Origin of the sequence: Sedimentibacter saalensis (assembly GCF_007830175.1) — a bacterium.
In the GTDB taxonomy this organism is placed as follows: domain Bacteria; phylum Bacillota; class Clostridia; order Tissierellales; family Sedimentibacteraceae; genus Sedimentibacter; species Sedimentibacter saalensis.
Genome location: NZ_VLKH01000002.1, coordinates 90,452 through 106,802 on the forward strand (window position 1 = coordinate 90,452; position 16,351 = coordinate 106,802).

The window sequence follows — 16,351 nt, forward strand, 5'->3', positions numbered from 1 at the left end:
ACCTTCTTTAAATGTGTTTTGCCTTTTCAATTATATCATTTAAAAGTGTAAAGGCTTTAACCGGAGTTACATTGTTTATATCAATATGTTTAATTATTTCAGATAGTTCCTTGTATTCTTTGTTCTTGCTGTTTTCAATTGGGTCTTCATGGAACATGGAAACCTGGAAATTATCTGTTATTCTGTCTTTCTTTTTCTTAGCAAATGGTTTGTTTATGTCGCTTTCGTCAAGCTGTGATAAAATTTCCTTTGCTCTTACTACAACTTCATCAGGAAGCCCTGCAAGATTTGCTACCTGGATGCCGTAGCTTCTGTCAACGCTTCCTTCAACTATTTTTCTAAGGAATATTATTTTATCATTGTCTTCCTTAATTAAAATCCTGTAATTTTTAACACTTTTCAATTTGCTTTCAAGCTCGGAAAGCTCGTGGTAGTGAGTTGCAAACAATGTCTTAGCCTTGATTTTTTTTGTGATATACTCCACTACGCTCCAGGCAATGCTTAATCCGTCATATGTGCTTGTGCCTCTTCCGATTTCATCAAGAATGAGAAGGCTGTTTTCAGTGGCATTGTTCAAAATGTTTGAAACTTCGCTCATTTCAACCATAAATGTACTTTGTCCCTGGGACAGATCATCAGAAGCTCCAACACGTGTAAATATTTTGTCCAGAATGCAAAGCTCTGCTCTTTTGGCAGGAACAAAGCTTCCTATGTGAGCAAGGAGTGCTATGAGGGCAACTTGTCTCATGTATGTGGACTTGCCGGCCATGTTTGGTCCTGTAATGATTGACATGCGATGTTCTTTGTTGTCAATGTATGTATCGTTAGGAACAAACATTTCGTTTTTCATAATTTTTTCTATTACAGGGTGTCTTCCATCAACAATTTTCATGTAGCCGTTGTTGTTCATGACAGGCCTTACATAATTGTTTCTGACAGCTGCAATTGCAAGTGAATTAAGTGTATCTATAATTGCTATATTAAATGCAGTTTCCTGAATTCTCACAACCTGACTTTTAATTTGTTGTCTTATTTCAAGAAACAGTTCATATTCAAGCTTCATGAGCTGTTCGTCGGCATTGAGAATTTTAGCTTCCATTTCCTTTAGTTCCGGTGTGACATATCTTTCGCAGTTTGCCAGTGTCTGCTTTCTGATATAGTGCTCAGGTACATTTCTAAGATATGACTGTGTAACTTCAAGATAATATCCGAAAACTTTTGTATAGCCAATTTTTAAGTTTTTAATTCCCGTTGCTTCTCTTTCCTTGTTTTGAAGTTCTGAAATCCAGTTTTTGCCGTGTACGGTAATTTCCTTTATTTCATCAAGCTCAGAGTTATAGCCTTCTTTTATAATACCTCCTTCTTTAACAGAAATGGGAGGTTCATCAACAATTGATGAGTCTATAAGATCATAAATGTCTCTCAGTGTATCAAAACTTTCTTGGATTTCCATAAACATTTTGGAGGAAAGCTCTGAAAGCTCACTCTTTAAATCAGGAAGGCTTGAAACAGACTGCTTCAGTGCATTCATGTCTCTTCCGTTGCAGTTTCCGTAAACTATTCGGCTTATGAGCCTTTCAATGTCGTAAATGCTCTTTAAGCATTCTTTGATGTTGTTTGAAGCCATTACATTTCCGTAAAGCTCTTCAACTGCATCAAGTCTCTTGTTGATTAAAACAATGTTTTTTAACGGTTCTTCAATCCACTTTTTTAGCTGTCTTCCTCCCATGGCTGTCATGGTATGGTCAAGGACGTGGTACAGTGTGCCCTGACCTTTTTTGCCTCGAACGGTTTCAATGAGTTCAAGGTTTTTTCTTGTGCTTGAATCAAGGTACAAATACTCTCCCACATTATAAAAATGAAGTTTGTTAATGTGGTCAAGATTAGTTTTTTGTGTATTGTTAAGGTAGTTTAAAAGCATACCAAGAGCCATGACTGCATAGCTGTTGTCAGAAAGCCCGAATGAGTCAAGGGATACCACTTTGAAGTGTTTGAGTATTATTTCCTTGTATTCGCTGTAGCTTAAAGGCTCAGAGCATGTTATCATGGAATCAATTGCATCATTTTGTGTGAGCTTGTTTGAGATAATTTCTGAAGGATTTATTTTTAATAATTCTTCCTTCAAAAGATCAAATCTGTTGCTTTTTATATCAAAATCACTTAGTGAGATGTTTTCTGTTACATATAAATCTCCAGTAGAAATGTCTGCGTAGCACATGCCGAACCCCTTGTCAACATAGGTGCAGCATAGGTAATTGTTGCTTTTTTCATCAAGCATTCCCTGGTCAATTATTGTTCCTGGCGTAATGACTCTTATGACATCTCTTTTTACGATTCCTTTGGCAGCTGACGGATCTTCAAGCTGCTCGCATATTGCAACCTTGTATCCGTTTTCAATGAGCTTTGAAATGTAATTGTCAACGGCATGAAAAGGAACACCACACATGGGTGCTCTTTCTTCCTGGCCGCAGTCACGGCCTGTCAATGCAATTTCAAGTACCTTTGATGCTATTAGTGCATCATCAAAGAACATTTCATAAAAATCTCCAAGCCTGTACAAAAGAATGCAGTCCATATACTGCTCCTTGATACTGAAATACTGCTCCATCATAGGTGTATATTTTGCCATTATGAACCTCCCGTTTACAATTAAGAATGAAGAATGAAGAATAAAAAGTTTGAATTATGCATTGCACAATTCCTTCACCCATTCTTATTTCTTAACTCTTCATTAATTAAACTATTTCGCCTTCCATGTGGAATGTTTTGACGTTTGTTATTTTTACATTCACTATCTGACCTAAAAGCTCTTCAGTTCCTTTGAAGTGAACAAGTCTGAAGTGCTCTGTTCTTCCTGTGAGGAAGTTGTCGCTTGTCTTGCTGGTGGATTCAACCAACACAGGATACGTATGTCCTATGCATTGGGAGTTTCTTTCAAGAACTATTTTGTACAGAACATCTAAAAGCCTGTCAAATCTTTCGTGCTTAACTTCATCAGGTATCTGGTCTTCCATTAAAGCAGCTTTGGTTCCCTCTCTCATGGAATAAAGGAATGTAAATGCAGAATCATACTGCACATTTTTAACAACATCCACAGTTTCTAAAAAGTCTTCCTCTGTTTCTCCGGGAAAGCCTACTATGATGTCTGTAGTGATTGCAACATCTGGTATTTCTTTTTTTAGCTTGTAAACCAAATCAAGATAATGTTCCTTAGTGTATTTACGGTTCATTTTGTTCAATATATTATTGCTTCCGGCTTGAACAGGCAAATGAACATGGTTGCAAACCTTGCTGCAATGTTTTATTGCCATTATTAAATCGTCAGTCAAATCCTTAGGATGAGAAGTCATAAAGCGAATTCTTTCAATTCCATCAATTTTATTAATTTCATATAAAAGCTCGGCAAAAGTGAATTTTTTTTCAAGATTGCTTCCGTATGAGTTTACATTTTGTCCTAAAAGCGTGATTTCTTTGCATCCGTCCTGTGCCAGTGCTTTAACTTCATTGATTATTTCTTCAGGCTCCCTGCTTTTTTCTCTGCCTCTTACATATGGAACAACGCAGTAGGTGCAGAAATTGTTGCAGCCGTATGTTATGTTTACCAAAGCCTTGTACTTGAATTTTCTCTGCTTTGGCATGTTTTCATATATAAGCTCAGTGTTTTCTATTATGTCAATGCTCTTATTTTTGTTAATTTCTGCATTGTATATAAGACCAGGCAATTCATGTATTGTATTTGTGCCGAAGATTATATCCACAAATGAAAACTTCTTAATTACCTTTTCTCTGATCTCTTCTTTCTGCATCATGCAGCCGCATACTGCAACAAGCATATTCGGATTATTCCTTTTTAAACCTTTTACTTCACCGAGTTTTCCAAAAACCTTCAGTTCCGCGTTTTCCCTAATAAGACATGTGTTAAAAATAACCAAATCTGCATTTGTATCGTCATCTGTTTCTTCATATCCTATGGAAGTGAGCATTCCTGAAATTTTCTCCGAATCATGCTCATTCATCTGGCAACCATAAGTAAGAATGTGATAAGTTTTTCGTCTGCCGTTCATTATAAAAAACTGTTCGTTTATATTTTTCAACTCTATTATTTTGTCGCTGCTAAGTCTAGCATCTTTAATAATTACTCTTTTGCTCATAATTCTCCAACTTTCTAAATATCCTTTATAATTACATCCTGAATATTATATCATTTAATAGAAATTTGTTCAATAAAAACTCTTTCAATGTAATTATTATGACAAAAAAGTAAACTATGAATACTGCTCAAGTATACCTTTAAGTGCACTTGCGCTGCTGCTATGTGAACGAGTAATTGCAATTTTATTTCTTTCAGACTCATTTACTGCACAATGCACCATTTTATGAGATGCTGTGGATGTAAAAAGAATCATCAGATCAGGATTTCCTATCTGATCCTTTAGATTTACGGGCATTTTAGTGAAAATTTTTGCTTTGCATTTATATTTTTTGCATATTTCTTTGTATTGAGCTTCCATTCGCTCATGTCCTCCAATTATTACAACGCTCATATTTCCTCCTTAGGTTAGTTGGCGCTAACTTAACTGTAAAATTTTTTATTTATTTTTATTGTTATGTACATTCAAAATTTATTCTATGTAGTTAGTATATGCTAACTACGCCCTAAAGTCAATATTGATTTATTTTATTCTAAATTTAAAAAGTGTTGCCGTAAATCGTTACATATTTTATAATGTATGTGAACTGTAATATCATTGAAAATATAACGGGGGAAAAAATGGCAACTATTAAAGATGTAGCTAATTTGGCGGGAGTTTCAGTTTCCACAGTTTCTGTAATAATAAATAACAAAGCAGAAGAAAGAAAAATATCAACAGCCACAAGAGAAAAAGTAGAAGAAGCAATAAAACAATTGAATTATCAACCCAGCATTTCTGCAAGAAAATTGAGGAGCAACGAATCTAATGTATACACTGTGGGAGTATTCTGGGCTTCTGACTTTCGCATGTCTTTTTTAAGCCGGTTCATGTCAGGGCTGCAGTCAGAAATTTTAAAGCTACAAATGCCAATTGACATAGCAATATGTCCTTATGAGTCTGACAAGCTGAGGTTTGAAAAAAGACTGTACAACTTGAATACTTATAATGCAGTAATAATTGCCAATACCACAGATGACGATAATGATTATATAAATAATAATCCACTTCCCATTCCAACTGTAATGTTTAATAGAGAATCAGAAATATATCACACAGTAGGAATAGACAATGAAGAAGCAGGAAAAAAAGCAGCTGTTCACCTTATGGCTTCAGGTGTTAAATCAGTTAATATAATTTGTCAGAAAAAAAGCTACCTGGCAATGTCAAGAAGAAGCGGAGCTTTTCTAAATGAGTGTTTAAAAAACAATATTAACATAAATGATATAATATATGTGGAAGGTTCAATTGCTGGAGGAGCTGAAGCAGGAAATACGCTTATAAGCAGAGGAAATCTTCCGGACGCTGTTTTTTGTGATTCAGACAGTATTGCCCAGGGGCTTATCTATGCATTAAAAGAACACAGTATTTCAGTTCCTCAGCAAATGAAAGTAATGGCTGTCGGCATGGGAAGTCCTGAATTCAGTAGGTTTTTCATACCTTCCATTTCAGTTGTGGATATTCCCATGGAAAAAATGGCAGCAAAATGCATGAAAATAATTACAGAGGTTGCATCTCATGAGTTAACTGTCCCCAGTCACACTATATATGAATCTGTGCTTCATGAAAGAGAATCAACACGTAGCATTAAGCATTAAATCATAATTTATAATACATTCAATAATTTGCACAAATTATGGTTAAATTAAAAATAATCATTTTAATTTTATCAAATATGATGTAAAATACCATGGATAGAATTAGTAATATTTTAGAAAGGATTTTAAATGAATAATATAGATATTATTAACAAAAGACGAATTTTCGGCATAATTTCTCACCCTGATGCAGGAAAAACAACTTTGACAGAAAAACTTCTGCTTCACGGAGGTGCCATAAGAGAAGCTGGTACTGTAAGAGCAAGAAAAAATTCAAAATATGCCAAATCAGACTGGATGGAAATTGAAAAGCAGCGTGGTATTTCGGTTACATCTTCTGTAATGCAGTTTGAATATAACGACAAGGTTATTTCAATCATGGACACTCCCGGTCACAATGACTTTGGTGAAGATACATACCGTATTTTGACTTCTGTTGACAGCGCAGTAATGGTTATAGATGCCGCAAAAGGTATAGAAGCACAGACAAAAAAGCTGTTTCAGGTATGCAGCATGCGAGGAATTCCAATTTTTACATTCATAAACAAATTAGACCGTGAATCAATGGATCCCTTAGAATCAATGCAGGAGCTTGAAGATGTATTGGGTCTTCCGTCAGTGGCAGTTACATGGCCTATAGGCTGCGGCAAGGAATTTGAAGGAGTATACGATCGTCTGAGAAACACAGTTTATTTGTTCAGAAAAAACGAACAAATTCATCTTGATGAGAACCGTGTAAATTCAAGTAAGCTTGATGGAATTTTAAGTCCTATAAATTTGAAGAATTTAAGAAATGCAATGGACCTTTTGGACGGCGCAGGAAATGAATTTGATCTTGAAGCAGTTAAAAATGGAAAGTTGTCCCCTGTATTTTTTGGTTCTGCTCTGGCAGATTTTGGTGTTACGGAATTTCTGGAACATTTTCTTCAGATATCCCCTCCCCCTTCTGCAAGAAAAACAACAAAGGGTGTTGTTAATCCAACAGATGAGGAATTTACCGGATTTATATTTAAGATTCAGGCAAACATGGATCCTAATCACAGAGACCGTCTGGCATTTTTAAGAATTTGCTCAGGAACATTTGTAAGAGGAATGAACGTTACATTGTCAAGGACAGGAAAGCAGCTTAAACTCAGCCAATCCACCCACCTCATGGCTAATGAACGTGAAACTGTTGACACAGCATATGCAGGAGATGTAATAGGAATTTATGATTCTGGCAACTTCCAGATTGGTGACACTCTCACAAATGGAAAGGATAAAATATTTTTCGAACCTCTTCCGACATTCCCTCCGGAATTATTTTGCCGTGTAAGTGCTAAGAATTCCCTTAAGGGCAAGAACTTTCAAAAGGGTGTTGAACAGCTGGCACAGGAAGGTGCAATACAGGTTTACAAAAATGAATACAATGAGGTTATTCTGGGAGCTGTTGGTATACTTCAGTTTGAGGTTTTCGAATACAGACTTGTAAATGAATACAATACAGACATACGCATGGAAAATATTGATTTCACTGTTGCCCGCTGGGTCAAGACTGATAATCCGGAAGAACTCAAAAAATATCAAAACTCAAGATGCATGCTTGTATATGATCATTATGACAGGCCGGTTTTATTGTTCACAAACACATATGCTCTGAAAAGCTTCCAGGAAAGAAACGAAGACGTTGAATTAGTTGATGCACTGGATGTAATAGACGAAATTGATGCTTAAAAAAATAAATTAAAAACCAGATTGTTTTCAGATAGAAGGCAAAGAAATTATGCAATTACGGGCAGGCACAAGACCTGCCCCTACGTATGCAAAATTGTACTTTACCAAAATTCTAAACGGAACAATCTGGTTTTTGTTTTATTCTTAATTCTTAACTCTTAATTATTAATTGATTAAGCTTTTTGCTGTTCAGCTTCAAATAAAAATTTCATATATCTGTACAACACGTAAAGCACGATTAAAACAGCTGCTGCTTCCTGGAATTTCACAATATATTTGAGCACTTCAACAGTTTGGTTTGTCTTCATTAAAAATCCGTTTGTAAGTTTCATGGATATTCCGCTTATAACAAGAGGAAATGTAAATGCTGAGTAACTTGGGTAAAATTTCAGCTTCAGAAGATTAAAAAGTGCAGTTAATGCTCCTATGTACATTATCATTGACAAAAAGGCCAGAAATACTACCATTGCCATGTTCTTTGTTTCAAAGGAATTCATATATCCTGCTAAAAGAAGGCTCGCCGGAGCTGCAAATATTACAAGGGTTGGTTTTGCAGGTTCTGCAATTTCCTTAATTTTAAAAACTCTGTACAATACTATGGGAAGGAGTACAAGATATGTAACAAATCCAAACCAAAACGCTGCCTGACCAACAGCCATCATTTTGTATGCAGGAGCTGTAACACTTGAAACAACAATCCCAACATACACTATGAACCAGGACGGAAATACTGTCTTGATTTTAAAGTTCAAAACATATTTTTTAGTAAACATCACAATCAATGCTGTGTGTAAAATGACTGCTGCAATCCACATAGCAAAAGCAAAAGAAGGAACAAGGGGCTTTATGTAAGTGGACAAAAGCATTGCTGCCATTGAAAATGTCGGAAAAACACTGGCTACTACAGGATTGTCAAGGCTTTCCTTCACTCCTTTTGGAAATTTGATTATTTTTACAATCATTAAAATAAACAATGCTGCAGAAATAATTCCAAACGTAGTTCTGTAAATTTCTCCATATGATTGAAACAGGTTGCCTGCTGCAGCCAGGCCCAGAATAAGTCCTGCTGCCGGAACAGGATAATTTTTTAATATTGCGTTCATTGTTACCTCCAAGTAAAATTTCAAAGTAACTAATTATAGCATACAGACTGAAAAAGTTATCATCAATTAAAATTATAGTGAGTATTAATATCATGAATTTTATTTATTGGTAATTTTACTGAGTACAAATTATAATTATATAGATTACTAAATCGGAGGGTGACATGACTTTAATTAATACAATGGATTTTACAAAAGAAGAAGTTCTTGACAAAGTTCAGACTGATGCTGAAAATTTGTTTAAAAGCGGAACATATTTTTGCAGTGAAGCTGTGCTTCAAACTATTAACGAACTTTTAGGCATGCCTTACGGTGCTGATGTTGTTAAGCTTGCCAGCGGATTTCCAATAGGAATGGGAAAATCAGGATGTCTTTGTGGAGCTGTATCAGGCGGACAAATGGCTCTTGGCATTGTTTATGGAAGAGTTGAAGGCGATCCAATGCAGGATAAAATGTTTGACATATCCAAGAATCTTCATGATTACATAAAAGATGAATACAATTCAACTTGCTGCAGAGTTATTACAAAACAATGGCAGGGAGACAATTTCAAAAGCCCTGAAAGAAAACAGCATTGTTTTACAATAACAGGCAAGGTTGCAAGATGGGTTGCCAACGAACTTATTGAAGACGGAAAAATACAAGTTAAATAATAGCGGCTATGCCGCTTTTTATAAATGTTAATTAAAAATTTACAACAAAAAACCGGATATGAATCCGGTTTTTTGTTGTAAATTTATACTATCCATTAACTATGTGGCCGCCGTTTATGTGTATTGTCTGACCGGTAATGTATGATGCGCTGTCAGAAGCAAGAAACACATATGCTTCTCCAAGTTCCACAGGCTGCCCCGGTCTTTTTAGAGGAGTGTCTGCTCCAAAGGAATCCACTTTTGCTTTATCAAATGTAGATACAATAAGTGGTGTCCAGATTGGTCCCGGAGCCACCTGATTTACCCTGATTTTTCTTCCTGCAAGGTTTGCGGATAGGCTTCTTGTAAAAGATGTCACTGCACCCTTTGTAGATGAATAATCAATTAGACTTGCATTTCCCTTGTATGCTGTTACAGAGCTTGTGTTTATTATGGTACATCCTTCTTTAAGGTATTTGAGGGCAGATCTAGTCATATAAAACATGGAAAAGATGTTTGTTCTAAATGTATCATCAAGCTGCTCATCTGTTATGTCTTCAATATTTTCCTGAGGATGCTGCTCTGCTGCGTTGTTTATTAATATATCAAGTCCTCCGAAGTGATTAATTGTTCTTTCAACAACATCATTGCAAAATGAAGAGTCTTTTATATTACCTTTTATAAGGAGCACATTGCCACCATATTCTTCAGCTGATGCCTTTGTAATATTTGCATCATTATCTGCAATATTGTAGACTATGGACACATTGCAGCCTTCCTTGGCAAATGCTACGGCAACTGCTCTTCCGATTCCGCTGTCACCGCCTGTAATTATGGCTGTCTTACCTTTTAACCTTTCAAAGCCTTTAATATTAGTGTCGTCATAGATAGGCTCCGGGTCCATAAGGCTTTCCCTGCCGGGCTGAGTCTGAGTCTGTCCCTTTATGTCATCTGGTGTATACATTTCATTGTCTTTCATGTTTCCTCCTTATGCCAGCAAATCAATTTTAGCTTCAGCTAATTTGCTTCCCCACTTGCCGCAGCGGTCTCCGAAATATCCTATGACTTTATTTTCTTCACAGATTTTTACAACCTCACATTTATTTGAACAACCTTCGCAATCAAAGCTTCTTGAAAAAATGTCTCTATGAGCAATATCAAACCCCCTGAAATTTGTGAATCCATTTTTTCTAACAGCAGATTTGGCAATTATTGCAGCACCTATGGCTCCCATCATGTTGAAATGTTCAGGAACAATCACTTCTGTTCCAAGGGCGTTTTCAAAAGCTTTTTTCATTCCGATGTTTGCTGCTACGCCACCTTGAAATAAAATTTTTGCTTTGATTTGTTTTCCTTTTGCAATGTTGTTAAGATAATTTCTTACCAAAGCATCACAAAGGCCGCGTATTATTTCAGCCTGATTGTATCCAAGCTGCTGCTTGTGAATCATGTCCGATTCTGCAAATACGGCACATCTGCCTGCAATTCTGACGGAAGATGTTGCCTTAAGTGCGTAATTTCCAAATTCCTCAATGGGAATGTCAAGCCTTTCAGCCTGTCTGTCAAGAAATGATCCGGTTCCTGCGGCACAAACTGTATTCATGGCAAAATCTGAAACAATTCCGTCATTAAGAAGAATTATTTTGGAATCCTGTCCTCCAATTTCAATAATTGTTCTCACATCTTGGTCTATTTCAAGGGCAGCAGTAGCATGAGCAGTTATTTCATTTTTAGCTGCATCAGCTCCGATTATGGCAGAGGCAATCATCCTTCCGCTTCCTGTTGTACCTGCACCTGTTATTTCATGCTTTTCATATTTGCCATTCAATATTCTGAATCCTTCCTGTATGGCATTTATGGGATTTCCCTTTGTCCTCAGGTATATTTTTTCTAAAACTTGCGAATTTTCATCAAGCAGCACAATGTCAGTGCTAACTGACCCTACATCAACACCCAGATAATACATTGCTTCTCCTCCTTTCAAGCAAATCAATAAAAGCCTCTATTCTGGTTATGTATCCTGCTTCCCCCGTCATGTCATCAACAACCAAAGACATAATCGGAAAATTCATGTCATTAGAAATTGTGGGAAGTATGGATTTAGAAACAATTTCAGGCATGCAGCCCATGGGGAAAATCTGAATAGCACCGTCAAAACCTTCTAAGGATGAGGCAACTGCTTCACCTACACATTCAACAGCATGGCCTCCTATACAAAGAGACAGGTACTTTTTTGCATTTTTTTTAATGGTCAATGAATTAAGCTTAAATGGGCTCAATGCCATGTTTTTAACCCACCAGCTTGGTGTCAGCCCTCTTTTTGAGGAAACTCCGTAATCCATGAGTTTATCTTCTATGAAAAAGTTTGAATATGGTTCGATTACAGTGTAAATTTCTCCGATTATTGCAATTTTTAAGGGATTTTTGTTTATGTCAACAGATAGGTGATGGATTTTTTCCTTGTAGTCTTTTAATAGCTTAAGCATTTCAGAAGGATTAGTACATTTCATTGCTTCATCTTTGCAGATTTTCAGCAATTGCTTACATTCACCCTTGTTTCTTTCATAGCCAGCATACATATGAGCAAGTCCTTCAATTTCATCAATTAATCTTGTTGCTTTTAAAGCATCAGAAAGTGCAATTATCTTTTGATAAGTTTTTTTACTGCTGTTTGATGAAATCATCCTTATTCTTCTGTAAAGTTCCTTTAAGCCAATGTCTCTTGGAAAATCAAGAACAACAAAGTCCAGATTGTGTCCTAGACTTTTCAATAAATTCATCTGCAGTTCGCAGTATTCTCCAAATCTGCAAGGTCCGCAGCTCCCAGGAAGTATCACTGTGTCAGCTCCATTTTCAATGGCCTGTATGTAGTTTCCAATCATTATTTTGAATGGAAGGCATATTTCTTCGGGAGAATAAAGTGACCCTATATCAAGAGCAGTCTTGTTGCTGCTTGGAGGAACAGCATAATCAATGCCAAGACCGTCAAAAAGAGTTTTTACACCTATGTACACATTACCCATGTGTGGGAATGTTGCTTTCATTGTGGACCCTCCTTTCAAGCATGTCGGCAAATGCTTCAATTCTTGTGTTTAGTCCTGCCTCTCCTGTATGCTCATCAATCTTCAGGGTCAAAAATGGAAAGCTCCCTGAGATGTTTTTTATTAGTTCGATTATAACTGAATCGGTCCCGCAGTTGAATGACGAAACATAAATGATCCCTTCAACATTTTTCTCCTTAAGCACGTTTGCAGCAAAGCCGTAATTTTCTTTTAAATATGTCCAGAAAGGCTTCTTGAATAATTGCTCTATTTCCAGGTCGATTGATAATGACTGAGTAAACTCCATTGTTTCAACACCTATTCCTAAATTGTTTAGTTTATTTACAAGATTCATGTTAACATAGCTGTCATAGATGTTGTAAGGGTGGCCTATAAGTGCCACATTTATATCATAACCTTCATCCTTTATACCGCTTGTACTTTGTAAATGCTTATCATATGCTTTTATAAACGCATTTTTAACAATAAAAGAGTTGGGTGTAATTTTTTTTCCTGCTGCCTTGGCCCAATTGTAAAGACTTTTTTTTGAAAAAGCATAAATAGGATCTGTAATGGACGGCGGCATGTTGTCAATGCTGTTTAGGACCATTTCAGGAAGTCCGCAAAACTTTGGACAAATATATTCATTTTTGTATAGCTGCATAATTCTTGGGAGCACAATAATATCACATTTTTCTTTTAGTTTTGATACATGGCCGTGAAATATCTTCACAGGTAGACACGCCTCATCAACGCAGTATTTTACACCTTCATCCAAAATTTCTTTGTTTGTTTCTTCTGATGTAACAACTTCAGCACCCAGTTCACTGAAGAACACAGTTAAGAAATCATTGTACTTACAGTACAACAATCCCTTTGGAATTCCAACCTTCATAATACCTCCACAATAAAATAATATCACAAATTACAGTATTTCCTATAATCTGTGATATTATTCCTGTTGTGTAATTTAATTTGTTTATACCATATATTAAGAATATTTGGTATACATATCAATAATTATGTCTACTGGTTATCTTTATTAAGCGTAATTATCATATAATCCTGCATCAAAAGATCTATAAAAAGCATCTTTTTTCTTAAAAGTTCACCCTTCCCAAGAAGAAATTTAATTGTTTCTGCAACTTCTGCAGAAGCAATCATTGCCGGTGTAAATGATGGGTTGCCTAATTTTTTTTCTACTCCGGTCCCCTGCTTATCTGTATAAATTAAATCAAGAGTATCATCTCCGGGAGCTATGAAGCAAACCTGGCCGTACCATCCTCCTATGGAGCCGTGAACCAAGGGAAGATTTAAATCTTTACATATTTTTTGCAGAACAAAACGTGTTGTTATATTGTCAACAGCATCTACAACAATATCAACGCCGAAAAGCAATTGAGATGCAGAGGATTCATCAAAATAAGCTGAATAACATTTTAAATTTACATTTGAGTTAACCTTGGCAAGCCTTTCCTTTGCTGCTTCAGCTTTTAGCTGTCCTATGCTAACTTCTGTTGCAAAAAGCTGCCTGTTTAAGTTGCTTTCATCAACTTTATCGGCATCAATCAAGACTAAAGTTCCTATTCCCAAACGAGCAAGCTGCTCAGATATGTGACCTCCCAAACCTCCCAGACCTATAACTGCAACAGTGTAATCGGCAAGTTTTCTTTGTTCATCTTCGCTTATGAGTTCCTTGTTTCTTGAATATCTTGCTTCTCCCATTTCATCCTCCTGTTAGTTTCTGCCATTAGCCAGCAAAAATTCCTGGCTTTCTTTGTTGTATATGAATATTTCTCCTGTTTCTATTATGTAATGCCATCCGCTTAGTTTCAACGAGCCGGCACATACTTTTTCCTTAATATAAGGATAGGTTAAAAGATGTTTCAGCTGTTCCACCACATTTCCCTGTTCCATCATCCATTCTCTTATTTCAGGATATTCTTCTCCAACTTCATTCATGACTTTATCCCTGATTGAATAACTTAATTCAAGCCACTTTTTAGTGTGGGGAAGATTATCCAGAGAGTCTATGGGCTTAAGACAAGCTGCACAGCCTCCGCAGTTTGAATGTCCGCAAACAATTATGTTTTCAACTCCAAGATGAAGAACAGCATATTCAATGGCCGAGGTTGTGGCAACATATTCTGCAGTCTTCCTATATGGAGGAACAATGTTAGCTATGTTTCTTATTATGAATAATTCTCCAGGCAATGTCTTTGTTATCATGTTTGGATCAATTCGGGAATCAGAACATGATATGAACAGTGTATGCGGATTTTGACCTTCTTTAAGCCCCATAAACAGCTCCTTGTGATTTTCAAAATCTCCCTGTCTGAACTTTACAATACCTTCTAAAAGTTTTTTCATCGAGTCCTCCATATAAACAAAACAGGATACCTTGGTATCCTGTTAATAAAATTATATCATTTACATTTATTATTGTAAACTTATTTGATTTTATTCTTGTTCTTGGTTTACAGAGCCGATTATTGTAGTTGGATCATCTTCTATTTTGTAGATGAACAATTTCAGGAAACCGAACAAAACAACTATAAGTGGCATCATGTAATTGAATATGGCATATTTACCGTATTCCCATGCAGTTACACCTAATACTCCATACAGAAATGCTCCGCAAGTGTTCCATGGAATAAGAGATGATGTAACAGTACCTGCACCTTCCAAAGTGCTTGAAAGCTGTTTTGGATGAAGTCCTCTTTCCTTGTACGCGCTGTGATACATTCTTCCCGGAAGAACAACTGAAATATATTGTTCAGGCATTGTAGCATTGCATGCGATACAAGTAAGTACAGTGGTAGCTATAAGGCCGCCTGTTGATTTTATTCCCTTTAAAATAGTGTTTACTATTACTTCAAGCTGTTTTGTTTTTTCCATTACTCCGCCAAACATCATGGCAATGATTGTAAGAGAAATAGAATACATCATGTTGCTCAGTCCGCCTGCAGAAAGAAGTTCATCTATTACAGCTATTCCTGTTTCTGATGTGAAGCCGTCATATGCTGCAGACAACAAAGCTCCTAAATCAGCTCCCTGGAATATAAAACCTTCTATTGCACCTATTAATATACCAATGGTAATACCAGGTATTGCCGGCATTTTAAATGCCATGGCAAGTATTACGGCTAAAGGAGGTAAAAGTAGCAACGGAGAAATATTGAAGTTTGCTGCCAGACCTTCTCTTATTGATAATATTGCGCTTACATCTGAGCCTGTGTTGGCATATTGAAATCCCATAACAAGGAAAGAAACAAAAGCTATTAAATATGCAACCAATGTTGTAGGCAGCATGGCCTTTACGTGAGTAAATACATCAGTACCTGAAACTGCAGGAGCAAGGTTTGTTGTATCAGACAAAGGTGACATCTTATCACCGAAGTATGCTCCGGAAATTATTGCGCCGGCTGCCACAGGAGCAGGAATTCCCAGACCCTTTGAGATACCCATGAGAGCTATACCGATTGTACCTGCAGTTCCCCAGCTTGTTCCTGTTGCCAATGATGTAATTGAGCAAATAATCAATGTTGCAGCGAGAAATATACTTGGCTTTAATATAGCCAAGCCATAGTAAATCATGCTTGGTACAACTCCTGATACCAGCCAAACACCAATGAGAACACCAATGATGGCAAGTATGATTACAGCCTGAAGGGCCTGATAAATTCCATCAAACATGGATTTTTCGATGTCATTCCACTTATACCCTATTTTCATAGCTATTAGTACTGCAAATAATGTTCCGATAAGCATCGGTATGTGTGGATTAGCTTCATATTTGGCAATACCAATTGCCATTACTAATATAAGAAATCCAAAAGATAGCATTGCTTCCCATAAATAGGGTTTTCTTACTGTTGTGTCTTTCATTATTAAACCTCCGTTGATTTATGTTTGCTTTATATAAAGCAATAATCGTACCAATATGAAAATATTTTCCTGACAAACATATTTTACTTTTAAATTTCAATAATTATTTTTAATAAAAAAAGACTGATAAAAATGTGTCATTTATCAGTCTTTTTAAGTTGAGCAATTAATTTCCCAGCGTGTGCA

Annotated in this window: 14 protein-coding genes; 3 read left to right on the forward strand and 11 right to left on the reverse strand. The window is 36.3% G+C overall.

Annotation, left to right across the window (positions count from 1 at the left end):
- Positions 1–7 precede the first annotated feature (7 nt).
- The 3 genes from mutS to LY60_RS03310 form a co-directional block, all read right to left on the reverse strand.
- Positions 8–2,629, reverse strand: coding sequence for a DNA mismatch repair protein MutS (gene mutS, locus LY60_RS03300; RefSeq protein WP_145079972.1), 2,622 nt, complete (start codon positions 2,627–2,629; stop codon positions 8–10).
- Positions 2,630–2,735: 106 nt separating this feature from the next.
- Complete coding sequence (gene miaB / locus LY60_RS03305; RefSeq protein ID WP_145079975.1) at positions 2,736–4,151, reverse strand: tRNA (N6-isopentenyl adenosine(37)-C2)-methylthiotransferase MiaB; 1,416 nt, start codon at positions 4,149–4,151, stop codon at positions 2,736–2,738.
- Positions 4,152–4,265: 114 nt separating this feature from the next.
- Entirely contained in the window at positions 4,266–4,544 is a 279-nt protein-coding gene (locus tag LY60_RS03310) for a DUF2325 domain-containing protein (protein WP_145079978.1), read from the reverse strand.
- A 227-nt stretch (positions 4,545–4,771) separates the two neighbouring features.
- On the opposite strand from LY60_RS03310, the gene LY60_RS03315 reads away from it, so the two are divergent.
- Positions 4,772–5,788, forward strand: coding sequence for a LacI family DNA-binding transcriptional regulator (locus LY60_RS03315; RefSeq protein WP_246145356.1), 1,017 nt, complete (start codon positions 4,772–4,774; stop codon positions 5,786–5,788).
- Between the two features lie 129 nt (positions 5,789–5,917).
- Complete coding sequence (locus LY60_RS03320; protein WP_145079981.1) at positions 5,918–7,501, forward strand: peptide chain release factor 3; 1,584 nt, start codon at positions 5,918–5,920, stop codon at positions 7,499–7,501.
- A 173-nt stretch (positions 7,502–7,674) separates the two neighbouring features.
- Here LY60_RS03320 and LY60_RS03325 read toward each other — a convergent pair whose 3' ends face one another.
- Complete coding sequence (locus LY60_RS03325; protein ID WP_145079984.1) at positions 7,675–8,604, reverse strand: TDT family transporter; 930 nt, start codon at positions 8,602–8,604, stop codon at positions 7,675–7,677.
- A gap of 164 nt (positions 8,605–8,768) precedes the next feature.
- Here LY60_RS03325 and LY60_RS03330 point away from each other — a divergent pair, with 164 nt between their 5' ends.
- Positions 8,769–9,257: a C-GCAxxG-C-C family protein gene (locus tag LY60_RS03330; RefSeq protein WP_145079986.1), complete on the forward strand. Its 489-nt coding sequence runs from the start codon at positions 8,769–8,771 to the stop codon at positions 9,255–9,257.
- A gap of 88 nt (positions 9,258–9,345) precedes the next feature.
- Here LY60_RS03330 and LY60_RS03335 read toward each other — a convergent pair whose 3' ends face one another.
- The 7 genes from LY60_RS03335 to nhaC form a co-directional block, all read right to left on the reverse strand.
- Positions 9,346–10,215 carry an SDR family oxidoreductase gene (locus LY60_RS03335; protein WP_145079988.1) on the reverse strand — a complete coding sequence of 290 codons (870 nt, stop codon included), beginning with the start codon at positions 10,213–10,215 and terminating at the stop codon, positions 9,346–9,348.
- A gap of 9 nt (positions 10,216–10,224) precedes the next feature.
- Positions 10,225–11,202, reverse strand: coding sequence for an acyl-CoA dehydratase activase (locus tag LY60_RS03340; RefSeq protein WP_145079991.1), 978 nt, complete (start codon positions 11,200–11,202; stop codon positions 10,225–10,227).
- The gene (locus LY60_RS03345; protein ID WP_145079993.1) at positions 11,183–12,280 is read right to left on the reverse strand and encodes an acyl-CoA dehydratase activase-related protein; all 1,098 of its coding nucleotides are present in this window, start codon (positions 12,278–12,280) and stop codon (positions 11,183–11,185) included. Before LY60_RS03345 ends, LY60_RS03340 begins: the two co-directional genes overlap by 20 nt.
- Entirely contained in the window at positions 12,252–13,172 is a 921-nt protein-coding gene (locus LY60_RS03350) for an acyl-CoA dehydratase activase-related protein (RefSeq protein ID WP_145079996.1), read from the reverse strand. Before LY60_RS03350 ends, LY60_RS03345 begins: the two co-directional genes overlap by 29 nt.
- Positions 13,173–13,303: 131 nt before the next feature.
- A complete protein-coding gene (locus LY60_RS03355) occupies positions 13,304–14,002 on the reverse strand; it encodes a HesA/MoeB/ThiF family protein (RefSeq protein WP_145079999.1) in 699 nt (232 codons plus the stop codon).
- Positions 14,003–14,014: 12 nt separating this feature from the next.
- Positions 14,015–14,647 carry a carbonic anhydrase gene (locus tag LY60_RS03360; protein WP_212633445.1) on the reverse strand — a complete coding sequence of 211 codons (633 nt, stop codon included), beginning with the start codon at positions 14,645–14,647 and terminating at the stop codon, positions 14,015–14,017.
- A gap of 90 nt (positions 14,648–14,737) precedes the next feature.
- Positions 14,738–16,165 (reverse strand): Na+/H+ antiporter NhaC, encoded by a 1,428-nt coding sequence (gene nhaC, locus LY60_RS03365; protein WP_145080004.1) that lies wholly within the window; start codon positions 16,163–16,165, stop codon positions 14,738–14,740.
- Positions 16,166–16,351 lie beyond the last annotated feature (186 nt).

What these genes read in the sequence shown, in the direction of transcription:
- LY60_RS03335 (WP_145079988.1), bottom strand. Translation starts at nt 10,215, where the DNA reads ATGAAAGACAATGAAATGTATACACCAGATGACATAAAGGGACAGACT.
- LY60_RS03315 (WP_246145356.1), top strand. Translation starts at nt 4,772, where the DNA reads ATGGCAACTATTAAAGATGTAGCTAATTTGGCGGGAGTTTCAGTTTCC.
- LY60_RS03320 (WP_145079981.1), top strand. Translation starts at nt 5,918, where the DNA reads ATGAATAATATAGATATTATTAACAAAAGACGAATTTTCGGCATAATT.
- LY60_RS03340 (WP_145079991.1), bottom strand. Translation starts at nt 11,202, where the DNA reads ATGTATTATCTGGGTGTTGATGTAGGGTCAGTTAGCACTGACATTGTG.
- LY60_RS03310 (WP_145079978.1), bottom strand. Translation starts at nt 4,544, where the DNA reads ATGAGCGTTGTAATAATTGGAGGACATGAGCGAATGGAAGCTCAATAC.
- miaB (WP_145079975.1), bottom strand. Translation starts at nt 4,151, where the DNA reads ATGAGCAAAAGAGTAATTATTAAAGATGCTAGACTTAGCAGCGACAAA.
- LY60_RS03345 (WP_145079993.1), bottom strand. Translation starts at nt 12,280, where the DNA reads ATGAAAGCAACATTCCCACACATGGGTAATGTGTACATAGGTGTAAAA.
- LY60_RS03360 (WP_212633445.1), bottom strand. Translation starts at nt 14,647, where the DNA reads ATGAAAAAACTTTTAGAAGGTATTGTAAAGTTCAGACAGGGAGATTTT.
- mutS (WP_145079972.1), bottom strand. Translation starts at nt 2,629, where the DNA reads ATGGCAAAATATACACCTATGATGGAGCAGTATTTCAGTATCAAGGAG.
- LY60_RS03355 (WP_145079999.1), bottom strand. Translation starts at nt 14,002, where the DNA reads ATGGGAGAAGCAAGATATTCAAGAAACAAGGAACTCATAAGCGAAGAT.
- nhaC (WP_145080004.1), bottom strand. Translation starts at nt 16,165, where the DNA reads ATGAAAGACACAACAGTAAGAAAACCCTATTTATGGGAAGCAATGCTA.
- LY60_RS03330 (WP_145079986.1), top strand. Translation starts at nt 8,769, where the DNA reads ATGACTTTAATTAATACAATGGATTTTACAAAAGAAGAAGTTCTTGAC.
- LY60_RS03350 (WP_145079996.1), bottom strand. Translation starts at nt 13,172, where the DNA reads ATGAAGGTTGGAATTCCAAAGGGATTGTTGTACTGTAAGTACAATGAT.
- LY60_RS03325 (WP_145079984.1), bottom strand. Translation starts at nt 8,604, where the DNA reads ATGAACGCAATATTAAAAAATTATCCTGTTCCGGCAGCAGGACTTATT.